Source organism: Kitasatospora sp. MMS16-BH015 (genome assembly GCF_002943525.1).
Taxonomy (GTDB): domain Bacteria; phylum Actinomycetota; class Actinomycetes; order Streptomycetales; family Streptomycetaceae; genus Kitasatospora.
In genome coordinates, this window is sequence record NZ_CP025394.1 from 5,130,477 (window position 1) to 5,148,435 (window position 17,959).

The following is a 17,959-nucleotide window of genomic DNA, read 5'->3' on the forward strand; positions in this document are numbered from 1 at the left end:
GAGCAGGCGGCCCCCGCCGCCTCCGCCGAGCTCCAGGCGCCCGCCCCCGTGGGCCTGCCGGGCACCGGCGACGACGACCCCGACGAACGCACCGCGGCGGCCACCACCGCCGCGTCCGGCTCCCGTGGCCCCGGCGCCACCGGAGCGCAGTTCACCCGGCCCCGGGGGATGTTCTCCTCGCTGCGGGTCCGCAACTACCGCTACTACTTCGCCGGTCAGGTGGTCTCCAACACGGGCACCTGGATGCAGCGGATCGCCCAGGACTGGCTGGTGCTGAGCCTCACCGGCAGCCCGCTCGCGGTGGGTATCACCACCGCCATGCAGTTCCTCCCGATGCTGCTGCTCGGCCTGTTCGGCGGGGTGCTCGCCGACCGGATGCCCAAGCGCCGGCTGCTGATCGTCACCCAGGGCGCGATGGGCCTGCTGGCCGCCGGCCTGGCCGTGCTGACGATCACTGGGGTGGTCACCGCCGGGGTGGTGTACGTCTTCGCCCTGCTGCTCGGCCTGGTCACCGTGGTCGACAACCCGACCCGGCAGGCCTTCGTGAGCGAGATGGTCGGCCCCAAGGACCTGGCCAACGCGGTCAGCCTGAACGCCGCCAACTTCCAGACCGCGCGCCTGGTCGGCCCGGCCGTGGCCGGTCTGCTGATCGCCGCGGTGGGCAGCGGCTGGGCCTTCGCCGTCAACGCGGTCTCCTTCGCGGCGGTGATCGGCGGCCTGCTGGCCATGCGGACCGGCGAGCTGCGGCCGATCACACCGATCGCCCGGGAGAGGGGGCAGCTCCGGGAGGGGCTGCGGTACGTGAAGGAGCGCCCGCAGCTGTTCTGGCCGATGGTGCTGGCCGGCTTCATCGGCACCTTCGGCTTCAACTTCCCGACCCTGCTGTCGGGTTTCGCCTACGACACCTTCAAGGTCGGCGCCGGGCAGTACGGCCTGCTGAACACCGCGATGGCGGTCGGCTCGCTGGCCGGGGCGCTGTACGCGGCCCGGCGCGGGGCGCCGAGACTGCGGCGGCTGGTCTGGGCCGCGCTGGCCTTCGGGGCGCTGGAGGTGCTGGCCGCCTTCGCGCCGGGCTACTGGTCCTTCGCGGTGCTGCTGACGCTGATCGGCATCTTCGGGCTGACCTTCAACACCTCGGTCAACTCGGCGATCCAGCTGGCCACCGAGCCCGCGATGCGCGGGCGGGTGATGGGCCTGCTGGTACTGGTCTTCACCGGCGGCACCCCGATCGGCGCCCCGCTGGTCGGCTGGGTGACGGCCGCGTACGGCCCCCGGCTCGGCCTGCTGGCCTGCGGCGCCGTCTCGGCGGCCGCGGCCGGAGTGGTCGCGCTGGTGCTGGCCCGGGCGGCCGACCTGCGGGTGCGGGTGGACCTGCACCCCGGGCACGGCGGCCGGGTGGTGGCCGTGGTGCCGCGGTCGGCACTGGCCACCGCGGCGTGACCGCCGGGCCGGCGGTGCGGGCGCTCCTGGGGGTCAGACCCGGATCTCCAGGAGCTGGCCCGGCCAGGGCTTGCCCGCCTGCTCCACCGTGAAGGTGTCGGTGGGGGTGAAGCCGAGGCGCTGGTACTGGCCGACCAGGCGGCGGTCGTCGCCCGCGTAGCAGTCCAGCCGGAGCACCGGGTGGCCCCGGCGGCGGGTCTCCTCGACCGCGTCCGCGATCAGGGCGGCGCCGATGCCGGAGCCGGAGTGCTCGCGGGAGGTGACCAGCAGGCGCACGTACAGCTCGGTGTCCTCGATCGGGGTGGCGTACGAGGGCAGGGTCTCGGAGAGCACGCAGGCGCCGAGCAGGGTGCCGTCCTCGGCCTCGGCGAGGCGGGGCAGGCAGTCCGGGGCGAAGTAGCCGTGCACGTGCTCGACCCGGCGGGGCACGGAGCTGAAGGGCTGGTCGCCCCACTGGCCGGTGCGGCCCAGGCCGGCGAGCCAGGCCACGGCCTCGTCGAGCAGGCGGAGCACCTCGGGGGCGGATTCGGCGGTGCCGGTGCGTATCTTCATGGCTCAGTTCTATCCGGTGGCCGGGCGTGGGTGCACGGGGCTTTCGCGGTGGTCGGGGGATGGGAGTGGGGCGGGTGCGCCGGGCCCTGCGGGTGGCCGAGGGCGGGTGCGTGGGGCCTTCGCGGTGGTCGGGCGATGGGAGTGGGGCGGGTGCGCGGGGGCCTGCGGGTGGCTGAGGATGGGCGCATGAGGCTTTTCGTGGCGGTGCTGCCGCCGGTGTCGGCGGTGCAGGAGTTGGTGGATGCCGTGGCGCCGCTGCGGTCGGCGGCGGAGGCGGAGCGGCTGCGCTGGTCGGCGGTGGAGGGGTGGCACCTGACGCTGGCCTTCCTCGGGGAGCTGCCGGTCACCGAGGTGCCGGCCGTGGAGGAGCTGCTCGGGCGGGTCGCGGCCGGGCACGGCGCCCACCGGCTGCGGCTGGCCGGGGGCGGCTGCTTCGGTGACCGGGTGCTCTGGGCCGGGGTGGAGGGCGAGGTCTGGGCGCTGCGGCGCCTTGCCGAGGCCGTCCGGGCCGGGGTCGGCGAACTCGGGGTGGAGACCGACCAGTTCGGCTTCCACCCGCACCTGACCCTGGCCCGGGCCGGCTCCACCCACGGGCAGCGCCGGGCCGAGCGGCGGGCCGCCGCCGGGGGCCTGCAGCGGCTGGCCGAGCAGCTGGCGGAGTACCGGGGCGAGGAGTGGGAGGCGGCGGAGCTGCACCTGGTGCGCAGCGAGACCGGCTCCGGGCCCTCGCGGTACACCACGCTGCGGAGTTGGCCGCTGGCCCGGTGGTCGGAGGGCTGAGGGAGCCGAGAGGGCCGAGAGGTCTGAGGTCTGAGGGCTGGGGCGCGGGGCTGCGCTACAGCCCGGACTCGGGCCGGTGCCTCGACGTCGGGAGCTACGGCAGCTGGACCGAGTTCCGGTGCTGCACCGGCGCCAACGCGGAGAACTGGAGCCAGGCCGACTTCTGACCGGGGCGGCCCGGGCCGCCGCGCCCCCGGGCCGGGAGGCGCGGTCGGGCCAGGTACCCTCGATGACCGTGGACCCGAAAACCCGTATGCGGATCGTGAGCGGCTCGCTGCTGCTGCTGTTGGTTGTCGTACTGATCAGCTCGCTGGTCAAGTAGACGTGCGAAAGGGGGGTGCGGCCGAGGCCGCACCCCCCTTTCGCATGGGTCAGAGCGCGTCGACCACGTAGTCGATGCAGGCCGTGAGCGCCTGCACGTCGGCCGGCTCGACGGCCGGGAACATCGCGACGCGGAGCTGGTTGCGGCCGAGCTTGCGGTACGGCTCGGTGTCGACGATGCCGTTGGCGCGCAGCGCCTTGGCGATGGCGGCGGCGTCGATCGACTCGTCGAAGTCGATGGTGCCGACCACCTGCGAGCGCTCCTCGGCCTTGGCCACGAAGGGCTGGGCGAAGGATGACTTCTCGGCCCAGGAGTACAGGATCGAGGAGGACTCGGCGGTGCGGGCCACGGCCCAGTCGAGGCCGCCGTTGCCGTTCAGCCACTCCAGCTGCTCGGCGAGCAGCACCAGGGTGGAGATGGCCGGGGTGTTGTAGGTCTGGTCCTTCGAGGAGTTGTCGATCGCCGTCGGCAGGTCGAAGAACGGCGGGATGTACCGGCCGGAGGCGGCGATCTCGGCGGCGCGCTCCAGGGCGGCCGGGGAGAAGGTCGCCAGCCAGAGGCCGCCCTCGGAGGCGAAGCACTTCTGCGGGGCGAAGTAGTAGACGTCCGTCTCGGTGATGTCCACGGGCAGGCCGCCCGCGCCCGAGGTGGCGTCCACCAGCACCAGCGAGCCCGCGTCCGCGCCCTCGGGGCGGCGGATCGGCATCGCGACACCGGTGGAGGTCTCGTTGTGGGTGAGCGCGAAGACGTCCACGCCCGCCTCGGCGACCGGCAGCGGGTGGGTGCCCGGCTCGGTCTTGATCACGGTCGGGTCGTCCAGCCAGGGGGCGGCCTTGACCGAGGAGGCGAACTTGGACGAGAACTCGCCGAAGTTGAGGTGCTGGGACTTGCTCCGGACGAGGCCGAAGGCCGCGATGTCCCAGAAAGCGGTGGAGCCGCCGTTGCCGAGCACGACCTCGTAACCCTCGGGGAGGGAGAAGAGCTCGCGGACGCCTTCGCGGACGCGCTTGACCACGTTCTTGACCGGGGCCTGGCGGTGCGAAGTGCCCAGCAGGGCAGCGCCGGTGGCAGCGAGGGCACTCAGTGCCTCGGGGCGCACCTTGGACGGGCCGCAGCCGAATCGGCCGTCGGCGGGCTTGATGTCAGCGGGGATCTGGATCTGAGCCACGATGGGCAGCCTACTGCTCTCCGTGCGGGGGCGGACACGTCGGTCCGCCCGCTGAGACGTGAGCTTCGCTGGTCACGCCGTGGGGTGTGCCGGGGCCTGGTCACCCGCGCGGGTGACCAGGCCTCAGATCTGCGTTCAGTGGGCGATGGACTCGTAGCCCTCGATGTCGCGCGGGCTGCGCGGGCCGGGGCCGATGTAGCGCGCGGCGGGGCGCACGAGGCGGCCGGTGCGCTTCTGCTCCAGGATGTGCGCCGACCAGCCGGCGGTGCGGGCGCAGGTGAACATCGAGGTGAACATGTGCGCGGGCACCTCGGCGAAGTCGAGCATGATGGCGGCCCAGAACTCCACGTTGGTGGCGAGCACGCGGTCGGGGCGGCGGTTGTGCAGCTCCTCCAGCGCGGCCTTCTCCAGCGCCTCGGCGATCTCGAAGCGCGGGGCGCCGAGCTCCTTGGCGGTGCGGCGCAGCACGCGGGCGCGCGGGTCCTCGGCGCGGTAGACGCGGTGGCCGAAGCCCATCAGGCGCTCGCCCTTGTCGAGGGCGTTCTTGACCCAGGTGGTGGCGTCGCCGGTGCGCTCGATCTCCTCGATCATGCCGAGCACGCGGGACGGGGCGCCGCCGTGCAGCGGGCCGGACATCGCGCCGACGGCGCCGGAGAGCGCGGCGGCCACGTCGGCGCCGGTGGAGGCGATGACGCGGGCGGTGAAGGTGGAGGCGTTCATGCCGTGCTCGGCGGCGGAGGTCCAGTACGCGTCGATCGCCTTGACGTGCTTCGGGTCCGGCTCGCCGCGCCAGCGGATCATGAACCGCTCGACCACGGTCTCGGCCTTGTCGATCTCGCTCTGCGGGACCATCGGCAGGCCCTGGCCGCGGGCCGACTGGGCCACGTAGGAGAGCGCCATCACGGCGGCCCGGGCGAGGTCGTCACGGGCCTGCTCGGCGTCGATGTCGAGCAGCGGCTTGAGGCCCCAGACCGGGGCGAGCATCGCGAGCGCGGACTGCACGTCGACCCGGATGTCACCGGAGTGCACCGGGATCGGGAAGGGCTCGGCGGCCGGCAGGCCGGGGTTGAACTTGCCGTCCACCAGCAGGCCCCAGACGTGGCCGAAGGAGACGTTGCCGACCAGTTCGTCGATGTCGACACCACGGTATCGGAGGGCGCCGCCTTCACGGTCGGGCTCGGCGATCTCGCTCTCGAAAGCGACGACACCCTCAAGCCCGGGTACGAAATCGGACATGGACGGCTCCTTCAGTGATCCGATGCGCCGGGCCGCCGTGGTGGGGCGGATCCGGCGTCGACCGTATGGTGGTTGGCACTCGGTGTCAGAGTGACAGGCACGGAGTGCATTGCGCCAGACACCACCGAGGTGATGTTCCCCGGAGCCTGACGTCACTGGCGGGCTCGGCCCGTCCTCGTTGACGGGCGAATCGGCGAGTGCCGGGTGATACCGGACAAATCCTCGCACTGGGGGCGGTGAAGCGGTGGCGAGACACCTTATCTCCCACCCGGGTTTGCCCGGGCGTAGCGGTACCCGACGCTTGTCGTACGGGATGATGTTGGGGTGCCTACCGCGGAAAGCCACCCGAAACACCAGTCGACGCCCGCCGAGGACCGGCCCGCCCCGGACCCGAGCGTGATGCGCGAGCACTACGAGCACGACGGTCTGACCGAGCACCAGCTCGCGGCCGACCCGGTCGCGCAGTTCACCCGGTGGTTCGACGAGGCTCGGCAGGCGGGCGTGCCCGAGCCCAACGCGATGGTGCTCTCCACCGCCGACGCGGCGGGCCGGCCGAGCTCGCGCACCGTGCTGCTGAAGGGCTACGACCGGCGCGGCTTCGTGTTCTACACCAACTACGGCTCCCGCAAGGGCGGCGAACTGGCCGTCAACCCCTGGGCCGCGCTGCTCTTCCCGTGGATCCTGCTGGGCCGCCAGGTGCAGGTCACCGGCCGGGTGGAGAAGGTCGGCCGGGACGAGACGGCCGCCTACTTCCGCACCAGGCCGCACGGGTCGCAGCTCGGCGCCTGGGCCAGCGAGCAGTCCAGCCCGGTCAGCGGGCGCGAGGTGCTGGAGCAGCGGTACGCCGACCTGGCCGGCCGCTACCCCGAGGGCGAGGGCGTGCCGGTGCCGCCGTTCTGGGGCGGGTACCGGGTGGTGCCGGAGACGGTGGAGTTCTGGCAGGGCCGGGCGAACCGGCTGCACGACCGGCTGCGGTACGTGGCGGAGGGCTCCGGCTGGCGGGTGGAGCGGCTCTGCCCGTAGGCGGCGGCCCGGCCCGTGGGCGGCGGCGCCGTCCACGGGCGGTGGGCGAACATGATCGGTACGGCTACGTCAACCGCCGTACGGGTTACTAGACCGAGCTGGTGGAGAGTCTCACTCTTCCGGGCCATTCTCCGGGGGCGCCAGGGGCTGCTGGGCCCTCGCGTGGGGAAAATCGGGCGTAATCGGGATCGACCCAGTGCCAGGACAGGGTATCTGTGTTACCCCGTTTTCCCCGCGCCCAAGCTTCCCCGTGCCCCGGGCGCAGAAACGAGACTTCCATGGTCGCCGCACTCGCCGTCCGGCCGGTTGACACCGAGCCGGACGAGACCTCCGCACCTCGGCCCGCGCTCGCCGAGCTCGCCGCACTGGGTACGGACCGCCTCACCGCGCGCCTGCACCGCGCCCTGCCGGGCGACGAGCCCGGCCGGGTCGCCGTCGCGGCCTTCAACTCCTCGATCTGACCACCCCGTAGATCCGAGACCCCGTCCGGCTGGCGGCCACTCACCGGTGGCCCGCTCAGCCGCCGTCCCGGGCCCGGGGATCCCCGGGCCCGGCAGGCAAGTGAGCCGGTAGCAGCCCTGATGTCCCGCCCCACCGCGCAGGTCGCCCCCCTCGCCGTGCCGCCGCAGTCGGCGCTCCCCCCGGCCGTGGTGCCGTTCACCCAGTTCGTGCTGAAGGTGCACAGCCGCTGCGACCTGGCCTGCGACCACTGCTACGTCTACGAGCACGCCGACACCAGCTGGCGCGGCAAGCCCCGGGCCGCCTCCGCGCGGGTGCTCGGGCAGGCCGCCGAGCGGATCGCCGAGCACGCCCGCGCCCACCGGTTGCCCGCCGTGCACGTGGTGCTGCACGGGGGCGAACCGCTGCTCGCCGGGCCGGCCGCGCTGCGGCGCGCCGCCGAGGAGCTGCGCGCGGCCCTGCCGGCCGACTGCGCGCTCGACCTGCGGATCCACACCAACGGCGTGCGGCTGGACCGCGCGTACTGCGAGCTCTTCGCCGAGCTCGGCATCCGGGTCGGCATCTCGCTGGACGGCGACCGGGCCGCCAACGACCGGCACCGGCGCTACGCCGACGGCCGGAGCAGCCACGGCCAGGTGCTGGCCGCCGTCGAGCTGCTGCGCACCCCGGAGTACCGGGAGCTCTACGCCGGCCTGCTCTGCACGGTGGACGTGGAGAACGACCCGGTGGCGGTCTACGACGCGCTGGTGGCGCTCGACCCGCCGCGGATCGACTTCCTGCTGCCCCATGCCACCTGGGACACCCCGCCCAAACGGCCGCCGGGCGCCGGGCCGACGCCCTACGCCGACTGGCTGCAGGCCGTGCACGACCGCTGGACGGCGCACGGCCGCCCGGTGCCGGTCCGGCTGTTCGACTCGGTGCACCGCACCCTGCGCGGCCGCTCCAGCCTCACCGAATCGCTCGGGCTCGACCCGGCCGACCTGGTGGTGGTGGAGACCGACGGCACGCTGGAGCAGGCCGACAGCCTCAAGACCGCCTACGACGGCGCCCCGGCCACCGGCTTCGACCTCTTCGCGCACTCCCTCGACCAGGTCGCCCGGCACCCCGCGATGGTCCAACGGCAGTCCGGCCTGGCCGGGTTGAGCGCCGAGTGCCGGGCCTGCCCGGTGGTCCGCTCCTGCGGCGGGGGGCTCTACGCGCACCGCTACCGGGCCGGGCGCGACTTCGACAACCCCTCCGTCTTCTGTGGGGACCTGATGAAACTGATCACGAACATCGGCGAGCGGGAGGCGGCGGCCGGCGCCGCCGTCGGCCGGCCCGAGGAGCCCGGGCTGCCCGGGCTGGACCTGGAACTGACGGAAAGTCAGTTCGACGAGCTGGCCGCCGGACACGGCGGTGCGGAGACGGTCGGCTTGCTGGTCGAGGCCCAACTCCGCCTCACCAAGCAGCTGTCGGCCGCGCTGGCGGCGGAGGAGCCGGCCGCCTGGGCGGTGCTGGGGCAGCTGGACGGCACGGCGCCGGCGGCGGTGGACGCGGTGCTGCGGCATCCGTACGCGCGGGCCTGGGCGGTGCGGCGGCTGCGGGGCGCCGACGGGGGCCTCGGTGGCGCGCCGGGGGAGGGCCCCGGCGGGTTGGCCGAGTCGGCGGGGGCGGCGGCGGTGCGGGCCGGGGTGGAGTGCGAGCTGCTGCTGCCGGTGCGGGCGGGCGCGGTGCGGCTGCCCACCCTCGGGGTGGCGCTGGTCGGCGGGGCGGGCAGTGCGCGGCTGGCGGTGACGGCCGCCGGGTTCACCGTGACCGGCGACAACTCGTCGGTGGTGACGGTGCGTTGGGGTGAACCGAGCGGGCCGGCCTGGCAGCCGGTGCGGCAGGTCGCGCTGCTGGGCGGCGGTGGCTGGACGGTTGCCCTGGAGGACACCGACCCGGCCCGGGACGAGTACCAGCAGGCCGTGGCCGACCGGCTCGACGGCGAGGAACTGCTGGGCTGGCAGGGGGCGTTGCGCGAGACCTGGGAGCTGATCCGGCGCGATCTGCCGGGCGCCGCACCCGGCCTGCGGGCCGGGCTCGGGGTGATCACCCCGCTGCGGCCCGGCCCGGCCGGGCGCGAGGTGAGCGCCGCCGCCCGGCAGGCCTTCGGGGCCGTGGGCATCGCCCGGCCGGCCACCGCGCCCACCCTCGCGCTGCTGCTCACCCACGAGTTCAACCACGTCAAGCTCGGTGCGCTGCTCGACCGCTACGACCTCTTCGACCGCGCCGACGCCCGCCGCTACCACGCCCCCTGGCGGCCGGACCCGCGCCCGATCGAGGGCCTGCTCCAGGGCACCTACGCGCACCTGGCCGTCACCGAGTACTGGGCCGCCCGGGTCCGGGCCTACGACGGTCTGCCGGGCGCGGCGGCCGACCGGGCCCGCCGCGAGCTGGCCACCTGGTACGGCCACTCCTGGGACGCCGTGGACACCCTGCTCGGCTCGGGCGCGCTGACCGAGCTGGGGGAGCGGTTCACGCTCGGGATGCGGGGCGCGCTGGAGACCGGCCCGGCCTCGCAAGGTGCCCGCAAGGGCGGTCGGGTGTCGTGGTGAGGGCCTCGCCCGGGGCTCTGGCACCGGGCTCTGGCACCGGGCTCTGTCACCGAGTTCTGGCACCGAGCCCTGGCAGCGAGTTTCTGGCACCGGGTAATGCCATGAAACGCCATGAACTGCCGGGGGTGGCGGTCTTCTGCTGCCCCCGGGGGACGGCGTACCGTCGTGCCGGTTCGGCCGGGTGGGTGTGAGGGAGCCGCTGTGTACGCAGCCGGGCAGCTGGAGCAGGACTTGCGGGCGCTCGGCGTCCGCGCCGGGGACACGCTGCTGGTGCAGTCCTCGCTGCGCTCGGTCGGGCCGGTGGACGGCGGTGGCGAAACGATTCTCAAGGCGCTGCTCGGCGTGCTCGGCCCCGAGGGCACCCTGGTCGTCTACACCGCCTCGCCGGAGAACTCCGACACCTCGCGCCTGGCGCTCGCGCTGACCGAGCACCTGGGGCCCGCCGAGCTGCGCGCCCACCGGGCCACCATGCCCCCGTACGACCCGGCCACCACCCCGACCTCGCCCATCCTGGGCGCCTTCTCCGAGCTGGTCCGGGCCCAGCCGGGGGCGCTGCGCAGCGCCCACCCGCAGACCTCCTTCACCGCCCTCGGCCCGAAGGCAGCCGAGCTGACGGCCCGGCACGACCTGGACTGCCACCTCGGCGAGCGCTCGCCGGTCGGCGCGCTCTACCGCACCGGCGCGCGGGCCCTGCTGGTCGGCATCCCGGTCTGGTGCTGCACCGCCTTCCACCTGGCCGAGTACCGCCTCCCCGGCCAGGGCACCCAGCGCTACGGCTGCGTGGTCACCGACTCCCGGGGCCTGCGGCAGTGGGTCCACTTCGACGCCCCCAAGCTGGAGGACGAGCACTTCGTCCGGATGGGCGAGGCGCTGGCCCAGGACATCGCCGGCCTGATCCGCGGCCGCCTCGGCGAGGCCGACTGCTTCCTTCTCGCCATCCCCGAGGGCGTCGACGCCTGCACCGCCTGGCTGGGGCGGGAGCGCTGACGGCCGCCGCCCCAGGAGGGGCGACGGCCGTCGGGGTGGCGCGGGGTCAGTCGGTCTGCCGCCACTCGGTGGTGCGGACCTGGCGGCCGGAGACCTCCAGGACGGTGGTGTGCAGGCGGCTGTCGGTGCCCATCACCGCGAGCACAGCCTGGCCGTGGTGGTTCAGGGCCAGCGAGGGAAGGTGGACGAACGGACCGCCGCCGAGGTCGTGCCATTCGGAGTGGAACGCACCGTCACCGGTGGGCTGGACCGTCGCGCTGACCGTCCCGTTGTCGTTGCGCTGGGCGATCAGCACATCGCCGGTCGGCAGCAGCACGGTGGCCAGCCGCCCGAAGCCGCCGTCGCCACCGAGCAGGTGCGCCCGGGTGTCCCAGCGGCCGTCGGGCTCGGACTGGCGGTAGGCGATCACCCAGGCGGTGTTGGGCTGGCGGACGAACAGCACCAGTCGGCCGTCCGGCTGCTCGAGCACCGCGGGCGGTCCGGAGGGCGCGGGCAGCAGCGTGTCGTACTCGGCCGCGAGGTCCGAGCCGGGGCTGCTCTGGCGCCAGCGGACCACACCGGGCTGGATGCCGTCGCCCACCGAGCCGCCGTAGAGCTCGATCGTGCCGCGGCTGGTGGTGAGCGCCCCGTAGCCGTCCTGGCTGCGGCCGCCGTGGTCCAGCCACTTGCTCCACTGGCCGTCCGCGAGCCGCTTGCGAGCGCTCAGACCGTGCCCGAAGTTGCGGACGAAGAAGCGCAGCTGGCCGTCGGCGTCGAAGGCGCCGACCGGGTTGCCGAGCTCCCGGCGCTTGATCGGGTTGTTGCCCGCCTCGTTGTACGGGTTGCCCAGGTTGTTCCACGGACCGAAGACGCTCGAGGGCTGCCCCTGCCAGGCGTGCACCACGTCGCGGGTGTGGCCGTACTGGTCGGCCGCGGCGTACATGCGCAGGCCCAGCACGTGCAGGCAGCCGCGCGGATCGCGGACCACGTCGAGCTGCGGCAGGAAGGTGGTGTCGTCCTGGTCGAGCAGGGCGCCCAGCGGGGCCCGCTCGGCGAACTCGCCGGTGCCGGCCAGGCTCTCCGTCCAACGCACCGGGCGGCCGTTCAGCACGGCGAAGGCCACGAGTCGGCCGTCGGGCTGCTGCTGGAGCCAGTTGGTGGTGCCCTGGTACCGGTAGGTGGTGCTCTGGCCGTAACCGCGGTTGTAGGCGCGGGCCCCGAGCTGGCGGTCGCCGCAGGTGAGCGGGGACTCGCACTCGTGGCCGTCGCCGCCGCCGTAGACGGTGATGTACTTCATCTTCTCGGCGAAGGCGGGGCCGCTCAGGTTGAAGGGCCACAGCTTGTTCCAGTAGCCGCGGTAGCTCTCCACCGTCACCGACTGGTCGTGGCCCGCCTGGTCGTAGCGGCGCAGCGCGGTGAGCGCGAACAGCGCGGAGGCGGTGTGGTCCTCGTTGTCGCAGTAGCGGGTCGGGCCGTTGCCGTAGCTGGTGTGGTCCGGGTCCGGGTCGAGGACGCGGACCACGCTCGGGCGGTGCTCCGCGAGGAGGTCGGCCAGGGTGTCGATCAGGCCGTCGCGGGTGAAGTTGTAGGTGCCGCTCTCCCCGGGGATGGGGCTGCCGGTGGGGCGCAGGGTCGGCTGGGCGGGCGACTCCTCGGTCCACAGGGTCCGCAGGCGCACGGGGGCACCGCCCTGGACCATCCGGAGGTTGAGGAAGATCAGCGTGATCGGTGCCTCGCCGGCCTCCAGCACGCTGACCTCGCCGACGACGCCGTCGCGGAAGGTGCGGGCCTCCCGCTTCCACTCCGCGCCCCGGTCGCCCGTCACGATCGCCGAGTAGGCGGCACGGATGCCGTTCTGGCGGCCGGCCGTGTAGCCCTCGAAGTCCTCCGGCAGTTCCAGGCGGTCCTTGTCCGAGGTGGGGGCGTTGCGCCCGTCGGCCTCACCGGCGGTGACGTAGACGCAGACCACCGGGATGCCCGCCCGGACGGTGTGGAGCAGGTCGGGCACCATGAAGTACAGGTCGTCGTCGGTGTGCGCGACGATCTGCATGTGGGGCTGGGCCGGCTGCTTGCGGACGGCCGACCCGGCCGTGTCACCCGAGGGCTCGGCTCGGTTCGATCGAGTGCGGAACAGGTTCACGGTGGTCGCTCTCTCTGCCGGGGAGGCTGGGGGTACCGGGGGCGGTGCCAGACGGCCGGTCCGAGGAGAGCGCACGCATCTCCTCGATCGCGCGGGCGAGCGCGGACCTCAGCAGTGTGGACACCGGGCGCTCCACGAAGCGGTGCACCAGCCAGGCCGCGAGCAGCATCGTGGCGACCAGGCCGAACAGGAGCGGGCCGGGTCGGAAGTGGTGCTGGAGGCGGCTGATGACGTTCCACCCGATGTACTCGTGGAGAAGGTACAGCGGGTAGGTCAGGGCCCCGGCGATGGTGAGCCAGCGCCACTGGATGCGGTCGAGCCATCCCAGGGCCACGGCGGCCACCGCCAGGAAGAACAGGGCGAGCAGTACGACGGTGGGCCAGGACGGGATCTGGCGGCCCATGTGCTTCTCGGCCTGGGAGTGGGCGATCAGCAGGTAGTGCTGGGCCATCAGGAAGCTGAAGCCCACCATGCACCAGAGCAGGATCGACGGCCGGAACTTGCGCATCAGGAAGAAGCAGATGCCCGCGATGAAGTACCAGCTCTGGTCCGGCAGGACCAGCATGTTCACCCAGTCGCTGTCGAGTGGCATGGCCACCACCGAGAGGGTGGCCCAGACGCAGCAGAAGATGACGGTCCGTCGGTAGGTGAGCCCGTGCCAGATCACCAGCGCGAAGACCAGGTAGAACCGCAGCTCCACCCAGAGCGTCCAGTACACGCTGTCGACCCCGTCGACCCCCAGCGGCTCCTGGAGCATCGTCAGGTTGACGCCGATGTCGCTGAGCGAGAGCGGGGAATACGGCTCGGGCAGCAGGAACAGCACCAGCGAGGTGGCCAGCACCGCGAACCAGTAGGCGGGGTAGAGCCTGATCACCCGGGAGGTGAAGAAGTGCCCCAGCGGCTTGCCCCAGCTGCTCAGGCAGATGACGAAGCCGCTGATCAGGAAGAACAGGTACACCCCGAGCCAGCCGTAGGAGGCAGGCAGGTAGGTGTGCGGGAAGAGCTGCTCCGGCTTCTTGTCCCAGCCGCGGCCGAACGCGATGTAGTGGTACGCGACGACCATCATGGCGGCGCCGAGCCGCAGCCCGTCCAGGGCGCCGAGGCGGTTGGCCCGGCCGGTCTTTCTGGCACTCATGAGCGGACCACGCGGCGGTTGCGGACGCTGCCCTTCTCGAACTGGCTCGCGACGGGGAAGTAACTGGGCAGGAAGACGGCGAGGACGTCGGCCTGCTCCTCGGCCGAGACGTCCGCGTCGTGGTAGTCGTTGATGCAGAAGACGTCGTTCGGGCGGGCGCCGAGCAGCTTGGCCAGGCGCGGGTGGTGGGTGCGCAGGCCGACGTTGACGAAGCCGCAGGAGATGGTGTCGGCGACGCTGCGGCCGGTGAACATCCCGTAGTAGTGCTGCAGCGAGGAGGCGATGGCCAGGTCGGTCGCGCTGCGCAGCTGGGCGTCCGCGGTGCGGGCCACCTCCATCGGGAAGCGCTCCTCCAGCTCCGCCAGGGTGGAGCGGCGCAGCGCGTGCGGGGAGTGCACGAAGGTGTTGGTGGGGGTACGGCCGAACTCGCGCTCCAGCAGGGCCCGGTTGTTCTTGGCCGCGATCAGCGCGAACTCCTCGCCGTCCTGGACCGGGGCCGGGTCGACCTTGGTCGGGGAGGGGAAGCACTTGGCCTGGCCGCTGCTCAGGAAGAAGGTCTCCGGGCGCAGCGGGCGGCCGAAGAACACGTCGTCGTTGAGGTAGAGGAACTGCTCGGAGAGCCCCTCGATCCGGTGCAGCCGGCTCTCGATGGCGTGCGAGTTGAAGCTGGGCAGGGTGCCGGTGTCGCCGAACAGCTCGCGGTGGCTGACCACCTTGACCCGCGGGTGGTCGGTGTCCAGCCAGGCCGGGGTCTGGTCGTCGGTGACCAGGTAGATCGTGCGGATCCAGGGCGCGAACATGTCCAGCGAGCGAAGGCTGTAGCGCAGCTCCTCGCGGTCGCGGAAGCGCGCGTCGTCCGAGGCGCCGTCACCGTCGGTCTGGGCCGGGGCCAGGCCGCGCTCGGCCAGCACCTTGTTGCGGCGGGCCTTCCAGGCCGGGTCGTTGCCGTCCACCCAGGTGTAGACGGCGTCCACGGGGAAGTCCACGTCGTTGGGCAGCCGCTTGGTGAAGGCCGCCAGCGAGGGGTAGTCCCGGCCGTCGACGGTGCGCACGGCGGTGTCCGCCAGCATCGACTTGGGCAGGGTCGGCCCGTACACGGTGTCACCCGCGAGGGCCAGCAGGTCGTCCTGCTCCTCGACCGGCTCCAGGAAGGAGACGGTGCAGCCGTAGACGCCGGTCAGGCGCAGGGTGGCGGCGGTGGTGGAGACCGGGCGGAAGACCCGGACGCCGTGGATCGCCTCGGCGTTCGCCAGGTGCTGGTCGAGCACGGCGGCCAGCACGTTCTTCACGGCGCCGCCGCGGGCGTTGAGCAGCGCCGCGTAGACCGGCTCGTCCTTGTACTGCTCGGTGAGCACGGTGAGCAGCTTCTCGCGGTACTCGACGTCGACGGCCAGGCTGTAGCGCAGCAGGTTGGTGCGGGTGAGCAGGTACGGGATGCCCGCCTGCTCCAGCACCTCGACCACGAGGTCGAGGTTGGCCCGCATCACGTCGAAGGGGGTCAGGTCGTCGGCGACCTGGCAGAGCATGCCGCCACCGCGGACGACGCTGCCGCCGCCCTGGGCCTCGATCCGCACCTCGTGGGCGCGCTGGTCGATCCGGACCACGGCGGAGGGGGAGGTGGAGGCCTCGGCGGCGACCACGCCCAGCTCGGTCAGCGAGGACTCGTGCAGCAGCCGGCGGCGCTCGCGCTCGGCGGCCAGGGTGCCGTTGTCGCGGGCGGCCACCAGCTCGGTGAGCAGGCTGCTCCAGCGCTGGGCGATCACCGGGGCGGACCAGCGCTCGGAGGCGGCCAGGGCGGCGGCGCCGAAGGCCTGGCGGGTCTCCTGCTCGGTGATCAGGCGGCGCAGCGCCTCGGCCAGGCCGTCGATGTCGCCGGGCGGCACCAGCAGGCCGTCCACCTCGTCGGTGACGATCTCGGCCGGGCCGTTCGGGCAGGCGTAGGAGACGATCGGCACGCCGGCCGCCTGGGCCTCGGCGAGCACCAGGCCGAACGCCTCGACCCGGGAGGTGAGCAGGCAGATGCTGGCCTGGGCCCACTCCTCCAGCATGTGCGGGGTGGAGCCGACCAGCTGCACCTGGTCCAGGATGCCGAGGTTGGCCGCGAGCTCGCGCATCCGGCGCAGCAGCGGGCCGTCGCCGAGCAGGCGCAGCTTCCACTGCGGGTGCGCCCCGGCCACCTTGGAGAAGGCGGTGATGGCGTGGTCGATCTGCTTCTCGGACACCATCCGGCCGGCCTGGGTGATGGTGCGGGTCTCCAGCGAGGAGGTCGGGCGGTACTCGCCGGGCAGCGCGTTGCCGATCACGGCGAGGCGGGGGGCGAAGCCGGCGAAGGTCTCGGCGAACCAGACCTTGGTGGGCTCGCTGAGCGTCACCATCGCGTCCAGCCGCGGGGTGAACTCGATCAGCGGGGCGCCACTGATGCCGCGCAGCTCGGAGACGCGGTGCTCCTGACCGACCGTCACCACCGACGGCGGGGCGACCCGGACCATCAGGGCCTGCAGCGCCGGGGTGGAGGAGACGATCACGTCGGCGTCGGTGGCGCGCAGGTAGCGCTCGGCCTCCAGGTCGGAGAGCCGGTTGAACGCCCGCTCCCAGGCCGGGTCCACCAGCTCGCTGGGGCGGGAGGCGACGGCCTTGTAGACCGAGTCCTCCAGTTCGCCGCCCCGGGCCGGGCGGGGCACCGGGCCGGTGTTGTCCACCAGGTACTCGATCGGCACCTTGGCGGTGAAGAAGCTGCTGGCGCGGGTCTTGAAGATGCTCAGCACCTTGACCTCGTGCAGCTCGGCCAGGGCCTCGGCCACGGTGAGGACAGCGCGTTCGGTGCCGCCCATCGCGTCAGCGGTGGTGAGCAGGAAAGTGATCTTCACGCGAGCGTTCCCGGGGTGGCGGTGGACGTGGGGGCGATGGACGTGGGGGCGGTGGCGGGTCCGGACGCGGGGGCGTCGGGCGCGGGGGTGCCGGGCGTGGCCGGGCGCGGCATCGCGGCGAAGAACACCTGGTAGGTGCCGCGGACGGTGTGGCGCTGGTTGACGTAGCTGAGCGCCCGGGTGGAGTCGGAGATCACCAGGCGGGTGCCGAGCGCGACCGTGGTGCGGGCGGTGCGCAGGTCGTCGGCCCGGCGGCGGAGCCAGTACCGGCGGCCGTCGGTGGCCGTCCAGCTGAAGGTCCAGGCCCGCTTGGGGTCGGCGGCGTGCAGCTCGCGCAGCGGGAGGGTGCAGCGCAGCAGGCCGACCGCCTCGGTGCAGTGCTCGTACGCCAGGTCCAGGGTCTGCTGCCCGTCGGTGGCCTGGAGCCTGCCCTCGGGGGCGGCGGCGGGCGGGAAGAAGTCCACCTCCAGGCCGGCGAACAGGCGGGTGACCCGGACGATCTCGGCGTGCTGGAGCGGGGCCGCGACGACCAGGCGGAGCCGGCCGGCCGGGGAGAGGCCGGTGCGGTAGCGGGTGCCGGTGACCGGGCAGGAGGTGAGCGCCCGGGTGGCGCCGCCGAGCACCGGGGTCTCGCCGCGACCGATCAGGCGGAGGGTCTCGGGGGTGCCGGAGTGCGGCGGGGTGACGCGCAGCGAGACCGACCAACGGCCCGGGGTGAGGGCCAGCCCGCCGATCTGCGAGCCGAGCCGCGCGCCGGCGACGACCATCGGGCGGGCGCCCTGGCCCGGGCGCGCGGGCAGCAGCCGGGCGGGGGCGGTGAACTCGCGGGTGCCGTCGCTCACCAGCAGCTCCACCGTGGCCGCCGGGTCGGTGCCGGGCGGCAGGGTGGCGCGGAGGTTGAGCTGGTGGCCGCCGAGCACCATGGCGTATCTCACAAGGGCGGAGCTGCTCTGTGAGAGCGGTGTCACGACCGAATGGATGAAGGTCTCGCGGCGGGCGGCCAGCTGACGGCGGGCGCGGTTCTTCAGCCCGGCCGGGATCCGGCTGACGGGCAGGCGCTGCCAGGCCGTCAGGCCGCTGCGCCCGATGACCCGGAGGGCGTGTGCCGGCTCCGCCACGGTGGCCTCCAGAGGTGTCTCGCGCAGCCGGGGCCGTCACGGTCGGTTCCTCCGGGCGGGGGTTGGCGCGGAGCCCCGCCATGATAGATCACCCGTTCGCAGGCGGCCCGGGGCCGCCTGCGCTGTGAGGCACATCTCATCTCCCCTGATATACGGGTAAATCAGACATTCCTTCGT

At 73.3% G+C, this 17,959-nt stretch carries 13 protein-coding genes; 6 read left to right on the forward strand and 7 right to left on the reverse strand.

The window, feature by feature from the left end; genetic code table 11:
* The first annotated feature begins 168 nt into the window (after positions 1–168).
* Entirely contained in the window at positions 169–1,440 is a 1,272-nt protein-coding gene (locus CFP65_RS22305; protein WP_104821044.1) for an MFS transporter, read from the forward strand.
* 33 nt (positions 1,441–1,473) lie between these two features.
* On the opposite strand, the gene CFP65_RS22310 is transcribed toward CFP65_RS22305, so the two are convergent.
* Positions 1,474–1,992: a GNAT family N-acetyltransferase gene (locus CFP65_RS22310; protein WP_104817849.1), complete on the reverse strand. Its 519-nt coding sequence runs from the start codon at positions 1,990–1,992 to the stop codon at positions 1,474–1,476.
* 186 nt (positions 1,993–2,178) lie between these two features.
* Between CFP65_RS22310 and thpR the strand changes: the two genes are divergently transcribed.
* The gene (gene thpR, locus CFP65_RS22315; protein ID WP_104817850.1) at positions 2,179–2,772 is read left to right on the forward strand and encodes an RNA 2',3'-cyclic phosphodiesterase; all 594 of its coding nucleotides are present in this window, start codon (positions 2,179–2,181) and stop codon (positions 2,770–2,772) included.
* Positions 2,773–3,143: 371 nt separating this feature from the next.
* Here the strand turns inward: thpR and serC are convergent, their stop codons facing one another.
* On the reverse strand, positions 3,144–4,262 hold the full coding sequence (serC, locus tag CFP65_RS22325; protein ID WP_104817852.1) for a phosphoserine transaminase: 1,119 nt from the start codon (positions 4,260–4,262) through the stop codon (positions 3,144–3,146).
* 135 nt (positions 4,263–4,397) lie between these two features.
* The gene (locus CFP65_RS22330) at positions 4,398–5,498 is read right to left on the reverse strand and encodes a citrate synthase 2 (RefSeq protein WP_104817853.1); all 1,101 of its coding nucleotides are present in this window, start codon (positions 5,496–5,498) and stop codon (positions 4,398–4,400) included.
* A 324-nt stretch (positions 5,499–5,822) separates the two neighbouring features.
* Here CFP65_RS22330 and pdxH point away from each other — a divergent pair, with 324 nt between their 5' ends.
* The 4 genes from pdxH to CFP65_RS22350 all read left to right on the forward strand — a co-directional run bounded on the left by pdxH (position 5,823) and on the right by CFP65_RS22350 (position 10,543).
* Positions 5,823–6,521, forward strand: a complete 699-nt coding sequence (pdxH, locus tag CFP65_RS22335; protein WP_371682447.1) for a pyridoxamine 5'-phosphate oxidase — start codon at positions 5,823–5,825, stop codon at positions 6,519–6,521.
* 278 nt (positions 6,522–6,799) lie between these two features.
* Entirely contained in the window at positions 6,800–6,982 is a 183-nt protein-coding gene (gene fxsA / locus CFP65_RS22340) for an FxSxx-COOH cyclophane-containing RiPP peptide (RefSeq protein ID WP_104817855.1), read from the forward strand.
* Positions 6,983–7,102: 120 nt separating this feature from the next.
* Positions 7,103–9,556, forward strand: a complete 2,454-nt coding sequence (locus tag CFP65_RS22345; protein ID WP_104817856.1) for an FxsB family cyclophane-forming radical SAM/SPASM peptide maturase — start codon at positions 7,103–7,105, stop codon at positions 9,554–9,556.
* A gap of 201 nt (positions 9,557–9,757) precedes the next feature.
* Complete coding sequence (locus CFP65_RS22350; RefSeq protein ID WP_254552517.1) at positions 9,758–10,543, forward strand: aminoglycoside N(3)-acetyltransferase; 786 nt, start codon at positions 9,758–9,760, stop codon at positions 10,541–10,543.
* A 46-nt stretch (positions 10,544–10,589) separates the two neighbouring features.
* Here CFP65_RS22350 and CFP65_RS22355 read toward each other — a convergent pair whose 3' ends face one another.
* The 4 genes from CFP65_RS22355 to CFP65_RS39145 are packed head-to-tail and all read right to left on the reverse strand — an operon-like array spanning position 10,590 to position 17,782.
* The gene (locus CFP65_RS22355) at positions 10,590–12,662 is read right to left on the reverse strand and encodes a PIG-L family deacetylase (RefSeq protein ID WP_104817858.1); all 2,073 of its coding nucleotides are present in this window, start codon (positions 12,660–12,662) and stop codon (positions 10,590–10,592) included.
* Entirely contained in the window at positions 12,616–13,797 is a 1,182-nt protein-coding gene (locus CFP65_RS22360; protein ID WP_104817859.1) for an acyltransferase, read from the reverse strand. The genes CFP65_RS22355 and CFP65_RS22360 overlap by 47 nt, the downstream gene beginning before the upstream one ends.
* Complete coding sequence (locus tag CFP65_RS22365) at positions 13,794–16,664, reverse strand: stealth conserved region 3 domain-containing protein (protein WP_104817860.1); 2,871 nt, start codon at positions 16,662–16,664, stop codon at positions 13,794–13,796. The genes CFP65_RS22360 and CFP65_RS22365 overlap by 4 nt, the downstream gene beginning before the upstream one ends.
* On the reverse strand, positions 16,661–17,782 hold the full coding sequence (locus CFP65_RS39145; protein WP_158702313.1) for a hypothetical protein: 1,122 nt from the start codon (positions 17,780–17,782) through the stop codon (positions 16,661–16,663). Before CFP65_RS39145 ends, CFP65_RS22365 begins: the two co-directional genes overlap by 4 nt.
* Positions 17,783–17,959: the final 177 nt, after the last annotated feature.